Raw genomic sequence first — 14,920 nt, forward strand, 5'->3', positions numbered from 1 at the left:
CTGCTTCAGGCAAACCCCGGGAAGTAGTCGACCTTTATCCGCGAGCGGCGAACGCCCATCGCGCGAAGCTTCTGGCGCAACGCCTTGACCATCGCCTGAGGGCCGGAGATGTAGAATGTCCGCTCAAGGTAGTCGGGTATGGCCAGGCGGATCAGACGCTCGTCGATATAGCCGGGGTACTGGCCGCGCTCACCACCGCGGGCAACGGCATGAACCGTCCGGATGCCGAGTTCCCGCCTGGCGGCGCCGAGCACGTCGCGATAGGCGATATCCTGCTGGCCTTCGGTCCCATAGAGAATGACGATCGGCCGCCTTTCCTTCCGGTCAAGAAGATGTTGCAGCATGGAGCGGAACGGGGTGATGCCGATGCCTCCGGCAAGGAAGGCAATCTTGGTTTCGGGCTTGGCGGGCAACGTGAAGCTTCCGGCCAGTTGCGCGGCGTGAATCCGGTCGCCCGGCTTGAGGGTCATAAGCTCGCGCTTGAAGGCGCTGGATTGGGGATAGAACTTGACGCCAAGGCGAACCGTTTCCTCCGTGGGTGCGGAGGCGATCGTGAAGTAGCGCCTGTTGCCGCGATTGTCGGAACGGTCGAGGCCAAGTGTCCATTCAAGATACTGGCCAGCCTGGAAGGCCAGCTTCCGCTGTGACCTGAAGATGAAATCATAGCTGTCGACAGCCGAGCGCTCGATGCGTTCCAATGTCAGCACGAAGCGTCCCCTCGGGCCGGCTGCGTAGGCAAACAGATTGCCTGCCAGCAGCGCCAGCTCCGGCGTGAAATAGAACGAGCCGATATGGATGTTAGGGGCGAACAGGAAGCCGACGATGGCAGCGAAGGCGATGCGCGGCAAACGCGTCGTCGGCGCCGTCAAGGGCTCGGTCAGCATCACGAAGGCAAAGAACAGCAGCGGCGACGAAGTCAGGGTTTCCTTGAGCGCGACGCCATATTGTGAGGGCTCGGTGGTCGCCAGGATAGTCGCCAGCGCGACGGCAACGAAGGTCGCGAAGAGATCCAGCCGGCGCAGCTTCCGGACGATGAGGATACCTCCAACCAGCACGACGGGGAGCAGCCACAAATTGCCGCCGACCCACCAGGTTGCCGGCTTGTCGAGCAGGAACGCCGACAATGCCACGCCCAGGGCAGCCGGATTGAACAGGTGCTTTCTGCCGACGGCAAAGATGAATTTGGACGAGATCGCCCAGACGGAAGCGAATGCCACGGCACCGATGCCCGCAAGATCGGTGACGGCCACCGGGTCCAGGATAAGCGCCAGGATAAGCGCGGTGATATAGACCGACTCGCTGTTGGCCGGCACTTCGAAGATGCGGGCGAAGACCCTGTTGGCGATCCAGCATGCCGCCAGCGCCAGGGCCGTGGTGAAGGCGAGCGCCACCGGATCGTGCGGCACCAGGCCGGCAAATCCGAACACCAGGGCCGCGGCCACCAAAGCCATGAGATAATACAGGATCAGCCTGTACATGGTCAGCCGGTCGAGAAATCTGTCAATGGTCTTGATCATGGCGCGCAAAGTGCTCCGAAGCCGCTCGTCGGCGTGGCACGGCCATCGATATCGACGACGTAGCCTTCGAGACCTGGCGTTTGCTCGAGAAAAAAGATGCCGTCCCGTCCCATGGCGAAGGCCGCGGTGGCGAAACGATCCGCTTCGAGGACATCCGCCCCGATCACCGTCAAGCTGACGATGTCGGCGATCGGGGTGCCAGCCCCATGCGGATTGTAGATATGCTGGCCGCGCACATAGGTGCCGGACGTCGCGACGCCGCGCCCGCGCGGGTAAACGACCTTGATGACCTCATCGGCATTGAAGGGATTGCGGATGCCCACGCTCCAGTCCCTTCCTTCTCCGTTTTTCCCGGACGCCTGGATGTCGCCTCCGGCCTCGATGAAGAAATCGCTGACCCCGCCCTGGCGAACGATTTCGGCCGCGTTGCGGATGGCCCAGCCCTTGACGATGCCGGACGGATCAAGGGAACCGTCAGGCTTGCGGATGTCGAAGTATCCGTCCGTCTCGTTTTTCGTCCGTTCGGCGAGCGCCATCACTTCCATCATTTCGCCGCTCCAGTCCCTGACCGGAACGTCGCCTCGGTTGATGGCGGAAATCTCGCTGTCGGTCCTGTACGTGCTGAAGCGCCGATCGATGTGCTCGAAATAATCGAAGACCTTGTCGATCAACGCCTGCGACGCGCCGCCAACATCGACGGTGACCGGCATGCCCATCAAAATCCGCGTTTCGCGCATGAATTACGACGAAGCTTTCTTCAGTGCGCCGCCGAGTGACTGGATGAAGGCCCTGCTGGTCAGCGTCGCGCCCGAAATGATATCGACACGGGCGCTTTGTGCGCTGATCGCCTCGTCGCGCAGCATCGGCAGTGCCTGCCGGTTGATGCTGACGGAGGTGCGGCGGTCAGATGGGTATTTCAGCACTTTCAGCGCCGTCAGGCGCCCCCCCTGGATGGAGGCCTGAATCTGGATGAGGCCGTAATAGGCATCGGTGACGGGACCGGTGTAGGTGCCATCGACGAAGCCATGCGCGGCCGGCTTCGTGCCGGCATTCACGGTCGCCTTCATTCCCGTGCGGATGACGCGGGCCGCTGCTTGCGCGTAATCCGGGCGCGGTTGCGGAATGGGTATGTAAACGGCCGGGGTGATGACGAAGGATGGCGTTGCAGACGCGGGAACGGCGGCGGCCGACACGGTTGCGGCCCCAGTTGGTACTGGCGCCGGGGCGAGTGCCCGCGAAACCTGCGCCTGCTTTACGACGGGTTCCAGCTTCGGTGTGGGCGCCGCGATGGCGGCTGTTGTTTCCCTGCCAATCGCGGGCGGAGTTTTGAGCTGAGGCTCGAGCCGGGCGCTCTGCTGGCGAATCACAGGCATGGTCGGAGCCGGCAGGGAGGGGTTGTCGGCTGGCGCCATGGGGATGACCGGCTGCGCGGCGCCTCCCTCGGCGGCATCGGCTGGTAGCGTCGAACCCAGCATGTCGTCCGCAGGGGCCTTGCCGGCCTGTTCCCACACATAGGCGCCAGAGGCGGCGATCACGAAAAGTGATAAGGCAATCTGCTTCATTTGCATTGCATTCCAGGTTGCACTGGCGAATCCGTTTCGGATCGCTTCAAACGCAATATCTCACGCCAGAGCTGACAATTGGCTGTCAGGGGCGCGGCCACGCCATTGGCAAGGGTGCTGGTCCCGGCGGCGGCTTCACGGCGGCCCGCCAAGATCATCGCATCGACCGTTTCCCAAGTTCGTAGGGTCTGGTCCGGGGAGCCCGCTCCGGCTTCTACTGTTCGTCAGGTTGCGAAAGCGCAACGAAGGCAGGACGCGCTGGGCATATGAATGCGTTTTGTGGAGGCGAAAGTTCGACCGTGAAGCAAGCCACTTCTATCAATCCCGACATGGTCGTCGACGAGATCATGAGGCGATGGCCGGCAACGGTGGCAGTGCTGTTGAGGTACAGGATGCTTTGCGTCGGCTGTCCGATCGGCACTTTCCATACCGTGGCGGAGGCATGCCGAGAACATCAGATCGACGAGCGCGACTTTCTTGTCGAATTGGAATCGGCTGTTCGAGGAGACCGGTGACCGTCAGCCCTTGTCCCGGTTCTCGGCCAGGACCACCAGGCGATGTGGGTCCTTGACCGTGACTTTCTGGCGCCCGCTGACAATGATTCCCCTCTCTTCCCACTTGCTGAGCAAACGGCTGACGGTGTGAAGTGTCGTGCCAGTCATCTCGGCAATGTCCTGCCGCGAGATCGGGAAGTCGATTTCGATGCCGCCGTCGGTCTTTCGGCCGGTCTGGTTCGCCAGTCGCAGCAGCGCATGCGCGACCCGCTGCTCCACCTGCTCCGTCGACATTTCCATCACCCGCGTCTGGGTTTCTTGCAGCCTGTTCCCAACCGTCTTGTAGGTGGTCGCCCCAAACGCCGGGAACCGTCGCGCCAGCTCCGGCCAGAGCGCGTTGGGCCAGGCCAGCACCACGCAGTCCACCGCGGCGACTGCACTGGCGGGATAGGTCGTCCGGCCAAGCGCGGCGGCCACGCCGAAAATCTCGCCTTCGCTGATGTACCTGGCGATGACCTGCTGTCCGTCCGGCGTGGTGCGGACGACGCGTATGTGTCCCGCGATCAGAACGAAAAAGGAATGGGCGTCGGTTTCCTGCTCGAAGATCGCCGTGTCCTTGGCATAGCGTGACGATCTCGCGCTTCGCAGAAGCTCGCTCTGCTCGTCGGGCGTCAGTCCCCGGAAGAGCGGCAGTCGCGATATCAGCGATCGGTCCAGCGCAGCCAAGCGAATCCCCCACGGCCCTATTCCGCATCAGTCGTGCGGGAGACCCTTTCTACCCCGAGTTTGCGCCAGCGCAAATTCTGCCGGGGCATATGTGGCTAAATGGCATGGAACGGCCAATGCCGCGAAGACGAAACAAAGGACAAATCGATGAAACTCTCCATCCTTGCCGCCGCAATCTCCGTCCTGGCGCTCGCCAGCGGCGCAAGCGCCGAAGAGCACGTGGTGCAAATGCTCAACAAAGGCGAAAAAGGCGCAATGGTTTTCCAGCCGGCCTTTGTCAAGGCCGCACCCGGCGATACCGTCAAGTTCGTGCCGACCGACAAGACGCACGACGCTGAGTCGATCAAGGGCATGCTTCCGGATGGCGCTGAGCCCTTCAAGGGAAAGCCCAGCGAGGAAATCACCGTCACACTGACGAAGGAGGGCGTCTACGGTGTCAGATGCGCACCTCACTATGGCATGGGCATGGTCGCCCTGATCGTTGTCGGCAAGCCGGTCAACCTCGATGCAGCCAAGGCGGTCAAGCATCCAGGCAAGGCGAAGACGGTGTTCGCCGACCTGTTCAACCAGATCCCGGCCAACTGACCGGTAATCGATACAGCCATGCCTGCCGGTATCAACTGGCAGGCTCGGGCCGGACGGACCGAGGGCGGCGGTTCATCCGGCCCTTTTCATTTGAGGATGCAAGTCATGGGAATTCCACGCCTGCGGGCCTATACTGGGCCGGCGTTTCTTTCTTACGGGTTCAGGCCCTTCTTCTTCCTGGGGTCGCTTTATGCCGGGCTGTCCATTCTGCTTTGGCTGCCGATCTACGCGGGCGAACTCGACGCCCACAGCGCATTCGTTCCCGTCGACTGGCATGTCCACGAGATGGTGTTCGGCTATCTGCCGGCGATCGTTACCGGATTCCTGCTGACCGCCATCCCGAACTGGACCGGCCGGCTGCCTGTGCAAGGCTTGCCATTGCTGGCATTGGTTGTCCTGTGGATTGCCGGCCGCGCCGCTGTTTTCTTCTCGGCGGATATCGGCTGGGAAGCAGCCGCCCTGATCGACGGAGCGTTTCTGCTCGCGGTCACCGCGGCGGCGGCACGCGAAATTGTCGCCGGACGCAACTGGCGCAACCTCAAGGTGCTGCTCCCGCTTGCGGTTCTGGCTTGCGCCAACGGCGTGTTTCATATCGAGGCCCATATCCAAGGCACATCGGACATCAGCCGAAGGCTCGGCATGGCTGCGGCGATCATGCTCATCTCGCTCATCGGCGGGCGTATCATTCCGAGCTTCACGCGCAATTGGCTCGTCCGCGAAAATCCTGGCAGGCTTCCCGCGCCCTTCGACCGTTTTGACATGGCATCGATAGCCATCTCGGCCATGGCGCTGGGAGCATGGACGTTCGCCCCGGAAAGCATCGTCTCCGCGCTGCTGCTGGCGGCCGCCGCAATTGGCCAGGCATGGCGTTTGTCACGGTGGGCCGGCGAGCGTACCTTGCGGGATCCGCTCGTGCTGGTACTTCATCTCGCATACGCCTTTGTGCCGGTCGGCCTTGCCCTGGTCTCGGCGGCGATCTTCTTCCCAGGCGCCGTGCCGGCGGCGGCAGGACTGCACGCACTCGGAACCGGAGCGGTCGGCTCGATGACGCTCGCCGTGATGATCCGCGCAACACTCGGGCATACCGGACGTGAGCTCAAGGCTGGAAGAGGCGCCTCGTTTGTCTTCGTAGCCATCCTTCTCGCGGGATCACTGAGAATCCTGGCCACTTTCGTTCCCTATGGCGTGATGATCGACGTTGCCGGCAGCGCGTGGGTGGCGGCATTTGCCGGCTTCCTGCTGATCTATGGAACCGCGTTGATGACGCCAAAACGACGGTGAACGGCGCGCCGGCGGGCGGCTCGCGACGGGTCGAAAAGACGTTGATGTGCTGTTCAGACGATGCCCAGCCAGCTGAAAATCCGGTTCGCCCATCCCGCATGGTCCCGGATCAATCTGAAACCCAGATTGTCGGGAGGCCTTCCGACGGCACAGCCTCCGCTTTTCCCGTCGCTGACGAAGTTCGACATGTAGGCTCTGTGACGCCCTTCAAGGACATGGACGCCGCAATTGTCCACCGAACTCGCAATACCGGTTCCATCGGCAGCCAACGTTGTGCGGACATAACAGGTCGACGTCCACTCCCAGACGTTGCCGGAGAAGTCTGAGAGGCCTCGGGAATTCACTCCGAAGGAGCCACGGCTCCTGGGCAGGGGGTCCGGTTTGATATTGAGTTCCACCTCGGCCTTGTAGCTGGTCAGCCAGCGCCTGGCGGGGTTGTTGGCGTCGTTTTCCACGCCCTCGAATTCGCCTGCGAACCGCTCAGCCGCGGCAAACGCCCATTCCTCGTCGGATGGCAGCCGCCAGTGATCGCCGGTCGCTTCCGAATACCACCGGGCATAGGCGTTGGCGTCGAGATAGCTCACTCCGGTCACGGGAGCATCGTTCGGGATCGCGCGTGTCTCCTGTGGTGGCTGGCAGCCGCCGGACGCGACACAAGCCGCATAGTCGCCCACGCTGACTTGAAAGGTCATGATTTCAAGGGGCTTGTCGAGTTGCCGCTCGAGGCGGGGATTGCCTTGCGGGCGTCCGTCCTTCAGGAACTCGCCGGGCATCGGGTAGGTGATAGAACCCGGAAGCAAGGTCGTCACGGCAACGGGGCGGGACTGCCGATGCCCGCCAACTGCCTGTATCGACACGCCTACCGGCACAACTGCGGCCGCCATGGCGACCGACACAAGTTTCAAGATGGAAAGCGACATGGCTTTTGTCCAAGCCCGGACAGCACCGCTGTCCGGGCGGTTTCCGGTATCGTCAGTTCACGGCGATGGGTTTCGGCGCCTCGACCTGCGTCATCAGGTCGTCATTCCACGTGCCCTCGACCATGAAATGAGCGGTCGCTCCGAGTTCCACGGCCTCGATCAGATTGTGATTGACGTAGGCGTAGATGCCCGGCTGCAGGAACGTATAGAGCGCCGAACCCGCCGAGCCGCCACGGATGAACCAGGTTTCCAGATCCTTGGCCGGCGGGTTGGCGAATTTGCCCTGCTCCCAGACATAGTCGCCGTGCCCGCCGATCAGATGCGGCCGCGTATCGCGGTTGGCCTGCGAATGGACAATCAACACGGTCTCACCAACCTTCGCCTTCATGGCGTTGTCGCCGGTCAGCGAACCGACCTTGCCGTTGAACACGACATGCGTCGGGATCAGCCCACGCATCACCTTGACGATGTCGTCATAACCGTCGCCGGCCGACTCGTAGCTCTTGAAGTTGCCCTTCTCGTCGCGCGGGATGTAGAAGTCGCTCTCGCCGATGTAGAAAATCCTGTCGTATTTGACCGGCTTGCCCTGATCGTTCCTCAGGCCGTCGCGCGGCAGGACCATGATCGCGCCGTTCATGCCGGAGACGACGTGCCACGGAATCATCGGGCCACCGGGCGCGCAGTGATAGACGAACGTTCCCGTCCGGGTTGCCTTGAAGCGCAAGGTCACCTGTTCGCCGGGGTTGATCAAGGTGAGGCCGCCGCCGCCCAGCGCACCGGTCGCGGCGTGGAAATCGATGTTGTGGGCGAGGGAGTTGGTTTCGGGATTGATGAGCGTCAGTTCGACATAGTCGTCCTGATGCACGACCATGAGCGGGCCAGGAATCGAGCCGTTGTAGGTCATCGCGTTGAGCTTTGTGCCGTCGGCGTCGATGACAACAGGCTTTTCCTCGATCGTCATGGTGAATTCGACGATCTTCGGTCCTGTCTTGGCGACTTGGTCGTGCGGATGGACGAAAGGCGGCGACACGAGCTTGATCTTTTCGCGGGGAAGCGCCTTGATGTCAGCTTGTGTGACCGTTGCGGAAAATGCCGGCATCGCCGCCACGGCGGCAGCGCCAATGGCTGCTCCGAAGAGGGCTTCGCGTCGCGTGAACATGTTAGTCTCCTGTCTCTCAATCGTTGCTGATGAGCAGAAGATATCTGAGATGACGCAGCGTCTCTTTGCGTTGACGCAAACTGGTTGAGTTTCATTGGTTTTTCGGCATGAGCCCCCGACCAAGGGCAACCGCGCGCGTCACATGGCGCGGAGCGCTGCAATGCGCCGACGGGCGACATCGGTGCCCTTGTCGGCAAAGTCATCCAGATCAGAGGTCCGGCTTGTCGTCCCGATCGATAAGGATCCGCTCGGCGGCTCCGTCGAGATCCTCGTATTGACCGCTCCTCAAGGCCCACAGGAAGCCGGCCAGGCCCAGCGCGCCGAGAAAGAGGGCCACGGGTATGAGGTAGACAAGAGTCGTCATGAGGATTGTGCCAACTGGTCGACCCCGGCGCGCCTGTCCCGCCGCGCGTCTTGCGCCGGTGCGTTTGCCACAAAGCCTTGCAGGCGCAGCGCATTTCCAATCACAAGCAGCGATGAGGCGGACATGGCGATCGCCGCGATCAGCGGCGTGACGTGGCCCAGGATGGCGATCGGTACCGCGACGGCATTGTAGACGATCGCGATGGCGATGTTCTGACGGATCAGGCTTCCCGCCTTCCGCGAGACGTCCACGGCAAGCGGCACGGCCAGAAGGCTTTCGCGCAGGAACACGAAATCCGCCGCGCTGCGGCCGATGTCTGCGGCGGTGGCCGGAGCGATCGAGACATGCGCCGCGCTCAGTGCCGGCGTATCGTTGAGCCCATCGCCGACCATCAGGACCTTGTGTTCTGCTTTCGCCAGGGTTTCGATGTGCTCGACCTTGCCGGACGGCAGCAGGGCCGGGACGAAGCTGTCTATGTCCAGCATCTCCGCGACTTTGCCGCAAGCCCCGGCGGTATCCCCCGAAAGCATCTCGACCGCCACCCCGGCATCCCTCAATTCCCGTATGGCTGCCCTGGCGTCGGCACGCAGCGCATCCTCGAAGTCGAAGGTCGCGACGATGATGCCGTCTTTCGTCAGAACCGTTCCGCCATGGCCATGTCTGCCTTCTCCGCCGGTTCGCGCCTTCCATCCAGCCCATCCGCGTCGACCCAACCGCCAGGTGCTGCCCGCCGCGCTGGCTTCAATCCCGAAACCAGGGTGCTCGCTGACAGATTCGAGCTTCGGCCGCCCGGCAGGACCCGCAAAGCCGGCTATCGCCCTTGAATACGGGTGACGCGAATGCGCGGCCATGTCGGCTGCGATGGCCAGCATGGCCGGATCGATCGACGACGCATTGATGAGACGGGGCTGTCCGAGCGTGAGCGTGCCGGTCTTGTCGAACGCAGCCGTATCGATCGTTGCCAGGCGTTCCATGGCCGAACCGTCCTTGACCATGATGCCGTTTTCGAACAGGCGCCGCGCCGCGACCACCTGCACGATCGGTACGGCGAGGCCGAGCGCGCACGGGCATGTGATGATGAGAACGGCGATGGCGATGGTCATCGCCCGATGCCAGTCGCCGGTCGCCGCCATCCAGCCAAGGAATGTCGCGAAGGCGGTGAGATGAACGACGGGAGCATAAAGCGCCGAAACGCGGTCGGCGATGCGGCGGTAATGAGCGCGGCCGCCCTCGGCGGCTTCCATCAGCCGAACCATTTCCGCCAGGAAAGAATCCTTCGCAGCGGCTGTCGCCTGGACTGTCAGCGGACCGGTAAGGTTGAGCACGCCAGCCTGCACGGGCTCGCCCGGCGCCGCGTTTCTTGGGGTGCTTTCGCCGGAAACCAGAGAGCAGTCGAGATCCGACGACCCCCGAATAATCTTTCCGTCGACGGGAATCCTTTCACCGGCTGCGATCAGCAACTGCATGCCTGGCTCGATCTCGCCGATCGGCAGGTAGTCGCGCGCGCCATCGCCGCGCACCACCATGGCGCCACGCGCCGCCAGTTGTGACAGGCCTTTCACGGCGGTCCGGGCTCGTTCGCGCATCACGTGATCCAGCGTGCGGCCGATCAACAGGAAGAACAGCAATGATACCGACGCATCGAAATAGGCATGGTCGCCATGGTTGATCGTCTCGTAGAGGCTCATGGCGTAGGCGAGCGAGACACCGACCGCGATCGGCACGTCCATGTTCATGCGGCCGTGGCGCAGCGCATTCCAGGCCGAGCGGAAGAAAATGCCGCCGGCGAAAGCAAGCGCCGGGATGGCGATCAGCGCCGAGACCCAGTGGAACAGATCGCGGGTCGGGCCTTCAGCACCGGACCAGACCGAGACCGAAAGCAGCATGATGTTGCCGGCCGCAAAGCCGGCAACCGCGACGGCGCGGATCAGCTCCGAAAGCGTCTTGTCCTTTTCATCGACCTCGGGGGCGAACAGATGCGCCTGGTAGCCGAGCCGTCCAAGCGCGGCGACGAGCGGTGGAACGTCGTCGCCCCGCCACTGGACCGAAACCCGTTTGGTCGACAGGTTGACGCGAGCGCTCTCCACGCGATCGAGCTTCCGCAACGCCGTCTCGATTGATTGGATGCAGGCTGCGCAATGAACGGTGGGGACTGAAAGGTCGGTCTGGCTGAGACCATCGCCAAGCGATCGGCTCGCCAGCTTGATCTCCTGGCTCGACGGTAGGACGGATGTGCCGCTGTCCAGATCCAGCGCCATTTCCGCGCCCGGCGCACAACAGCTCATTGCAGCGCTCCATGGGAGATCATGATCCTTCGGACCTCGCGATAGGGCTCCGCGAGACCGGCATCGGCGTCCACTTCGACGATCCAGACGCCGTCCTTTGGCATGTGCTTCGCGGCGAATTCCTGGCCCGTGGCGAGGGCGAGCGCGACGGACTTGTCCTCGGATTCGTAGGCCGGATGGCGAAACAGCACCTTGACGCCGTGCAGGGGAACCGGCTTGCCGGCGGCATCAGTGAGGCTGTAGCGGACCTCGCCCCATGCGATGGTCAGCTTGCCGGTCCAGCCGAGGGCCGCCTGCGCGCGCCCTTCCTCGGCCTTCTTGTTGAATTGCTGGCTCGCCACGTAGGTGTTCTCGACGACAAGGCCAGTCCAGCTTGTGTTGGCGAGCGTCGCCAGCGTCAGATTGACCGCGACGACCACGCCGAAGAAGGCAAGGATGACGGCCAGCATGTGCTTGCCGGTGAATTCGCGGGGCTTTTGCGCCTTGGCGGTCATCTGGCGATCTCCGGTGCGTTGAAGGTGGCGGTGTACTCGTCCGACTCGAAACTCGCCTTGTCCTCGACCCGGAACTTGAAGGTCTGCGCCGTGCCCTGGATCTGACCCGCCGGCTGGCGCACGAAAACCTTCAGCATCTTCAGCCGGTCGGGTTCGACCGAAATCGGGACGGAACGGCCGACGGGAAGATCGATGCCAACGACGCTCATCTCGGCTCCCTGCAAGCCTTGAATGGTGACGACGATCGTCCTTGGCTCGGGGATCATGTTGAGCAGTTTGACGGTGTAACCGTTGCGGATCGAACCGTCGGACAGCGTGACGAACTGCGGATTGCGGTCATGCAGCACATTGATTTCGAGCCGGTCGCGCGTCAGCAGCGAATAGAGCAGGCCCAGGCCGATCAGCGACCACACAGCCATGTAGACGTAAGTGCGCGGCCGGAAGATCTTTCGGATATGAAAATGGGCCACCTTGTCGGAGAACGTGCCATCTGTCGTCCGGACCAGCGACGGATTGACGGAACTGGAACCGTCCGCAGTCGCCAGCATCATGTTGGCGTTGTAGTCGGAGAGCGTCGCGTAGGAGATCAGCCCGCGCTCCCTGCCGAGCTTGTCCATGACGCCGTCGCAGGCGTCGATGCAAAGCGCGCAGGTGATGCATTCGAGCTGCTGGCCATCGCGAATGTCGATTCCCATCGGGCAGACCGCGACGCAGGCATTGCAGTCGACGCAGTCGCCGACGGGCTGCCCTGCGGCAACGACCTTCTTGGCGTGACGCGAGCGCGGCTCGCCGCGCCAGTCATTGTAGGTGACGGTGAGGGAATTCTCGTCGAGCATGGCCGCCTGGATGCGCGGCCACGGGCACATATAGGTGCAGACTTGCTCGCGCATCAGCCCGCCGAACGTATAGGTCGTCGCCGTCAGCACGGCGACGGTGATGTAGGCGACGGGTGCCGCGGTGCCGGTGAAGAGTTCGACAAACAGCGTCGGCGCATCGGCGAAATAGAAGATCCAGGCGCCGCCGGTCGCCGCGCCTATGACCAGCCAGATGGCGTGTTTCGATGCCCGCAGCACGAGCTTGCGGACGGTCCAGGGCCCGGCGTCGAGCTTCATGCGCGCGTTGCGGTCACCCTCGATGGCCCGCTCGACGACGAGAAACAGATCGACCCATACGGTCTGTGGGCATGTGTAGCCGCACCAGGCACGCCCGACAGTCGACGTGATCAGGAAAAGACCGACGCCGGCCATGACCAGCAGGCCAGCCACATAGTAGAACTCCTGCGGCCATATCTCGATAAAGAAGAAGTAGAAGCGCCGGTTGGCGAGATCGAGCAGCACGGCCTGATCCGGGGCGAATGGGCCGCGGTCCCATCGCAACCACGGCGTCAGATAGTAGATGCCCAGCGTTATCGCCATCACCAGCCACTTGAAGCGGCGGAAGCTGCCTGAGGCGCGTTTCGGGAAGATCTTCTTGCGTGCAGCGTAAAGTGGCTGACGGGTCTTGGCGGAGTTGACCGCCTCGGCTTCGAGCCGTTCTACCTGTGTGTTGTCCAGCACGAGTATCTCCAATCGCGCAACCGATGGTTTGCGGTGCAACCGGACATTCCCGATTCTCCTGGAGTCCTGGGTGCCGCGCGTTGGCGAAGCTTTGCCGCATGGCACGCCGCACCGCGTTGATGCAAGTCAAACCGGTTGCCGGAATGCAAATCGAGGCCCGGCTCTGCCGGGCCTCGTCGCCTGGGCGATGAGGGTCAGAGAATGGACCCCCGCTTCCTATTCTCCACCGCCAAGCGAATGCACGTAGACCGCCAGTTCCTTGACCTTGGTTTCGCCCAGGCGCGCGCCCCAGGCCGGCATCACGCCGTGCTTCGGCGCGCGGACCTGGGCGGCGATGGCCGTTTCGCCGGGTCCGTAGAGCCAGATCGCATCGGTCAGGTCGGGAGCGCCGAGCTCCTTGTTGCCTTTCGCGTTGTCGCCATGACAGGCCACGCAATTTTCGGCAAAGACCTTGGCGCCGGGCGCGACCAGTGCCTGATCGCTGACAGGGCCGGACAGGCTGGCTACGTAGGCGCTGACCTGTTGGATCTGGTCGGCGGTTATGACGTCGCCAAAGGCCGGCATTTCCGACACGCGGGTATCCGTATCGGACGCGAAACGGATGCCGTGCGTGATCGTTTGCTGGATCTGCTCGGCCTTGCCGCCCCACAGCCAGTCGTCGTCGTTCAGGTTGGGAAAGCCCTTGGATCCTTGGGCGCCGGAGCCGTGGCACTGCACGCAATTGACCTTGAACGCGGCGCCACCGGCGGCGATGGCGAATTCGCGCAACGCATCGTCGGAGGCGATCTCGGACACGGTTTTCGATTGAATTGCCGCGACATACTTGCCCTTGGCAACCTCGGCCGCCGCCAGCTCGTTGCCGACGTCGTTACGGCTCGAATAGCCGAGCACACCCTTGGTTGCCGAGGTCAGCATCGGCCATGCCGGGTACGCAATGGTGTAGCCTATCGCCCAGACGATGGTGATGTAGAACGTTATGATCCACCAGCGCGGAAGCGGGTTGTTGAGCTCCCTGATGCCGTCCCACTCATGGCCGGTGGTCGAGACGCCAGTGACCTCGTCGATATGCTCGTTGCTCATCGTCAATCGTCCTTGAGAGGAATACGGGCGGCTTCGTCCGCTTGGCCGCGGCTGCCGGGGCGGAATGCGAAGGCGACTGCGCCGACAAAGAAAAGCGCCATGGCAACCAGGCCCCAGCTGTCGGCAAACTCTCGCATCAAATTGTAATCCATCGATAAAACTCCTCAGCGATAGCCGGCGGCTTCGTCGTAGTTCTTGAAATCGACCAAGGTACCGAGCATCTGCAGATAGGCGACGAGGGCATCCATTTCGGTGACCTGTTGCGGGTTGCCGTCGAAGTCGCCGATCTTGGCCTTGGGGTAGCGGGTCTCAAGACCGGATGTATCGGCATTGGGATCGGCCTGCGCCATCAGGTCGGCGTTGGCGTGAGCGATCATGTCATCGGAGTAGGGGACGCCGACCCGCCTGTTGGCCACCAGATGTGTCGAGAAATCCTTCACCTCGATCGGGTTGTCCTTCAGGAACGCGTAGCTCGGCATGATCGATTCCGGCACCACCGAACGCGGATCCGTAAGGTGCTGAACGTGCCACCCATTCGAGTAGCGGTCGCCAACCCGGGCAAGGTCCGGCCCGGTTCGCTTCGACCCCCACTGGAAAGGATGATCGTACATCGACTCGGCCGCCAGGCTGTAGTGACCATAGCGTTCGACTTCGTCGCGGAACGGCCTGATCATCTGGCTGTGGCAGAGATAGCAGCCTTCGCGCACATAGATGTTGCGTCCGGCGAGTTCGAGCGGCGAGTAGGGCCGCATGCCCTCGACCTTTTCGATCGTATTGTCGAGATAGAAGAGCGGTGCGATCTCGACGATGCCGCCGACGGTCACCACAAGAAGAGAGCCAACGAGAAGAAGCGTGGCATTCTTCTCGATGATTGCGTGTCTGTCCATCAAGCCCATT

The 14,920-nt window shown here is 62.7% G+C and carries 16 protein-coding genes; 3 read left to right on the top strand and 13 right to left on the bottom strand.

Features of this window, described 5'->3' with window-relative positions; translation table 11 throughout:
* Nucleotides 1-5: 5 nt before the first annotated feature.
* From OOJ09_RS14675 to OOJ09_RS14685, 3 genes are read right to left on the bottom strand one after another with little or no spacing between them, the layout of a single operon-like run.
* Entirely contained in the window at nucleotides 6-1,517 is a 1,512-nt protein-coding gene (locus tag OOJ09_RS14675; RefSeq protein WP_269905899.1) for an RnfABCDGE type electron transport complex subunit D, read from the bottom strand.
* Nucleotides 1,514-2,227, bottom strand: coding sequence for an FAD:protein FMN transferase (locus OOJ09_RS14680; protein WP_269905900.1), 714 nt, complete (start codon nucleotides 2,225-2,227; stop codon nucleotides 1,514-1,516). The genes OOJ09_RS14675 and OOJ09_RS14680 overlap by 4 nt, the downstream gene beginning before the upstream one ends.
* Nucleotides 2,228-2,257: 30 nt before the next feature.
* Nucleotides 2,258-3,079 carry an FMN-binding protein gene (locus OOJ09_RS14685; protein ID WP_269905901.1) on the bottom strand — a complete coding sequence of 274 codons (822 nt, stop codon included), beginning with the start codon at nucleotides 3,077-3,079 and terminating at the stop codon, nucleotides 2,258-2,260.
* A gap of 329 nt (nucleotides 3,080-3,408) precedes the next feature.
* Between OOJ09_RS14685 and OOJ09_RS14690 the strand changes: the two genes are divergently transcribed.
* Complete coding sequence (locus OOJ09_RS14690) at nucleotides 3,409-3,594, top strand: DUF1858 domain-containing protein (RefSeq protein ID WP_269905976.1); 186 nt, start codon at nucleotides 3,409-3,411, stop codon at nucleotides 3,592-3,594.
* Nucleotides 3,595-3,597: 3 nt separating this feature from the next.
* On the opposite strand, the gene OOJ09_RS14695 is transcribed toward OOJ09_RS14690, so the two are convergent.
* The gene (locus tag OOJ09_RS14695) at nucleotides 3,598-4,299 is read right to left on the bottom strand and encodes a Crp/Fnr family transcriptional regulator (protein ID WP_269905902.1); all 702 of its coding nucleotides are present in this window, start codon (nucleotides 4,297-4,299) and stop codon (nucleotides 3,598-3,600) included.
* A gap of 147 nt (nucleotides 4,300-4,446) precedes the next feature.
* Here OOJ09_RS14695 and OOJ09_RS14700 point away from each other — a divergent pair, with 147 nt between their 5' ends.
* Nucleotides 4,447-4,884: a pseudoazurin gene (locus tag OOJ09_RS14700; protein WP_269905903.1), complete on the top strand. Its 438-nt coding sequence runs from the start codon at nucleotides 4,447-4,449 to the stop codon at nucleotides 4,882-4,884.
* 105 nt (nucleotides 4,885-4,989) lie between these two features.
* Nucleotides 4,990-6,165 carry an NnrS family protein gene (locus tag OOJ09_RS14705; protein WP_269905904.1) on the top strand — a complete coding sequence of 392 codons (1,176 nt, stop codon included), beginning with the start codon at nucleotides 4,990-4,992 and terminating at the stop codon, nucleotides 6,163-6,165.
* A gap of 53 nt (nucleotides 6,166-6,218) precedes the next feature.
* Here OOJ09_RS14705 and OOJ09_RS14710 read toward each other — a convergent pair whose 3' ends face one another.
* The 9 genes from OOJ09_RS14710 to ccoO form a co-directional block, all read right to left on the bottom strand.
* A complete protein-coding gene (locus OOJ09_RS14710) occupies nucleotides 6,219-7,085 on the bottom strand; it encodes an SUMF1/EgtB/PvdO family nonheme iron enzyme (RefSeq protein ID WP_269905905.1) in 867 nt (288 codons plus the stop codon).
* A gap of 52 nt (nucleotides 7,086-7,137) precedes the next feature.
* On the bottom strand, nucleotides 7,138-8,244 hold the full coding sequence (gene nirK / locus OOJ09_RS14715; protein ID WP_269905906.1) for a copper-containing nitrite reductase: 1,107 nt from the start codon (nucleotides 8,242-8,244) through the stop codon (nucleotides 7,138-7,140).
* A 208-nt stretch (nucleotides 8,245-8,452) separates the two neighbouring features.
* Complete coding sequence (ccoS, locus tag OOJ09_RS14720) at nucleotides 8,453-8,608, bottom strand: cbb3-type cytochrome oxidase assembly protein CcoS (RefSeq protein WP_091586331.1); 156 nt, start codon at nucleotides 8,606-8,608, stop codon at nucleotides 8,453-8,455.
* Nucleotides 8,605-10,893: a heavy metal translocating P-type ATPase gene (locus OOJ09_RS14725; protein ID WP_269905907.1), complete on the bottom strand. Its 2,289-nt coding sequence runs from the start codon at nucleotides 10,891-10,893 to the stop codon at nucleotides 8,605-8,607. The genes ccoS and OOJ09_RS14725 overlap by 4 nt, the downstream gene beginning before the upstream one ends.
* A complete protein-coding gene (locus OOJ09_RS14730) occupies nucleotides 10,890-11,387 on the bottom strand; it encodes a FixH family protein (RefSeq protein WP_269905908.1) in 498 nt (165 codons plus the stop codon). The genes OOJ09_RS14725 and OOJ09_RS14730 overlap by 4 nt, the downstream gene beginning before the upstream one ends.
* Entirely contained in the window at nucleotides 11,384-12,943 is a 1,560-nt protein-coding gene (gene ccoG, locus OOJ09_RS14735) for a cytochrome c oxidase accessory protein CcoG (RefSeq protein WP_269905909.1), read from the bottom strand. The genes OOJ09_RS14730 and ccoG overlap by 4 nt, the downstream gene beginning before the upstream one ends.
* 216 nt (nucleotides 12,944-13,159) lie before the next feature.
* Complete coding sequence (gene ccoP, locus OOJ09_RS14740; RefSeq protein ID WP_269905910.1) at nucleotides 13,160-14,023, bottom strand: cytochrome-c oxidase, cbb3-type subunit III; 864 nt, start codon at nucleotides 14,021-14,023, stop codon at nucleotides 13,160-13,162.
* Nucleotides 14,024-14,025: 2 nt separating this feature from the next.
* Nucleotides 14,026-14,175, bottom strand: coding sequence for a cbb3-type cytochrome c oxidase subunit 3 (locus OOJ09_RS14745; RefSeq protein WP_091586321.1), 150 nt, complete (start codon nucleotides 14,173-14,175; stop codon nucleotides 14,026-14,028).
* A 12-nt stretch (nucleotides 14,176-14,187) separates the two neighbouring features.
* Complete coding sequence (gene ccoO / locus OOJ09_RS14750) at nucleotides 14,188-14,919, bottom strand: cytochrome-c oxidase, cbb3-type subunit II (RefSeq protein WP_269905911.1); 732 nt, start codon at nucleotides 14,917-14,919, stop codon at nucleotides 14,188-14,190.
* Nucleotide 14,920 lies beyond the last annotated feature (1 nt).

The sequence above is a fragment of the Mesorhizobium qingshengii genome, assembly GCF_027563465.1.
Classification (GTDB): domain Bacteria; phylum Pseudomonadota; class Alphaproteobacteria; order Rhizobiales; family Rhizobiaceae; genus Mesorhizobium; species Mesorhizobium qingshengii_A.

Bases quoted from the DNA above. Each gene is read 5' to 3' on its own strand.
- OOJ09_RS14675 (WP_269905899.1), bottom strand. From the start codon at position 1,517: ATGATCAAGACCATTGACAGATTTCTCGACCGGCTGACCATGTACAGG.
- OOJ09_RS14680 (WP_269905900.1), bottom strand. From the start codon at position 2,227: ATGCCGGTCACCGTCGATGTTGGCGGCGCGTCGCAGGCGTTGATCGAC.
- OOJ09_RS14685 (WP_269905901.1), bottom strand. From the start codon at position 3,079: ATGAAGCAGATTGCCTTATCACTTTTCGTGATCGCCGCCTCTGGCGCC.
- OOJ09_RS14690 (WP_269905976.1), top strand. From the start codon at position 3,409: ATGGTCGTCGACGAGATCATGAGGCGATGGCCGGCAACGGTGGCAGTG.
- OOJ09_RS14700 (WP_269905903.1), top strand. From the start codon at position 4,447: ATGAAACTCTCCATCCTTGCCGCCGCAATCTCCGTCCTGGCGCTCGCC.
- OOJ09_RS14705 (WP_269905904.1), top strand. From the start codon at position 4,990: ATGGGAATTCCACGCCTGCGGGCCTATACTGGGCCGGCGTTTCTTTCT.
- OOJ09_RS14710 (WP_269905905.1), bottom strand. From the start codon at position 7,085: ATGTCGCTTTCCATCTTGAAACTTGTGTCGGTCGCCATGGCGGCCGCA.
- nirK (WP_269905906.1), bottom strand. From the start codon at position 8,244: ATGTTCACGCGACGCGAAGCCCTCTTCGGAGCAGCCATTGGCGCTGCC.
- ccoS (WP_091586331.1), bottom strand. From the start codon at position 8,608: ATGACGACTCTTGTCTACCTCATACCCGTGGCCCTCTTTCTCGGCGCG.
- OOJ09_RS14725 (WP_269905907.1), bottom strand. From the start codon at position 10,893: ATGAGCTGTTGTGCGCCGGGCGCGGAAATGGCGCTGGATCTGGACAGC.
- OOJ09_RS14730 (WP_269905908.1), bottom strand. From the start codon at position 11,387: ATGACCGCCAAGGCGCAAAAGCCCCGCGAATTCACCGGCAAGCACATG.
- ccoP (WP_269905910.1), bottom strand. From the start codon at position 14,023: ATGAGCAACGAGCATATCGACGAGGTCACTGGCGTCTCGACCACCGGC.
- OOJ09_RS14745 (WP_091586321.1), bottom strand. From the start codon at position 14,175: ATGGATTACAATTTGATGCGAGAGTTTGCCGACAGCTGGGGCCTGGTT.
- ccoO (WP_269905911.1), bottom strand. From the start codon at position 14,919: ATGGGCTTGATGGACAGACACGCAATCATCGAGAAGAATGCCACGCTT.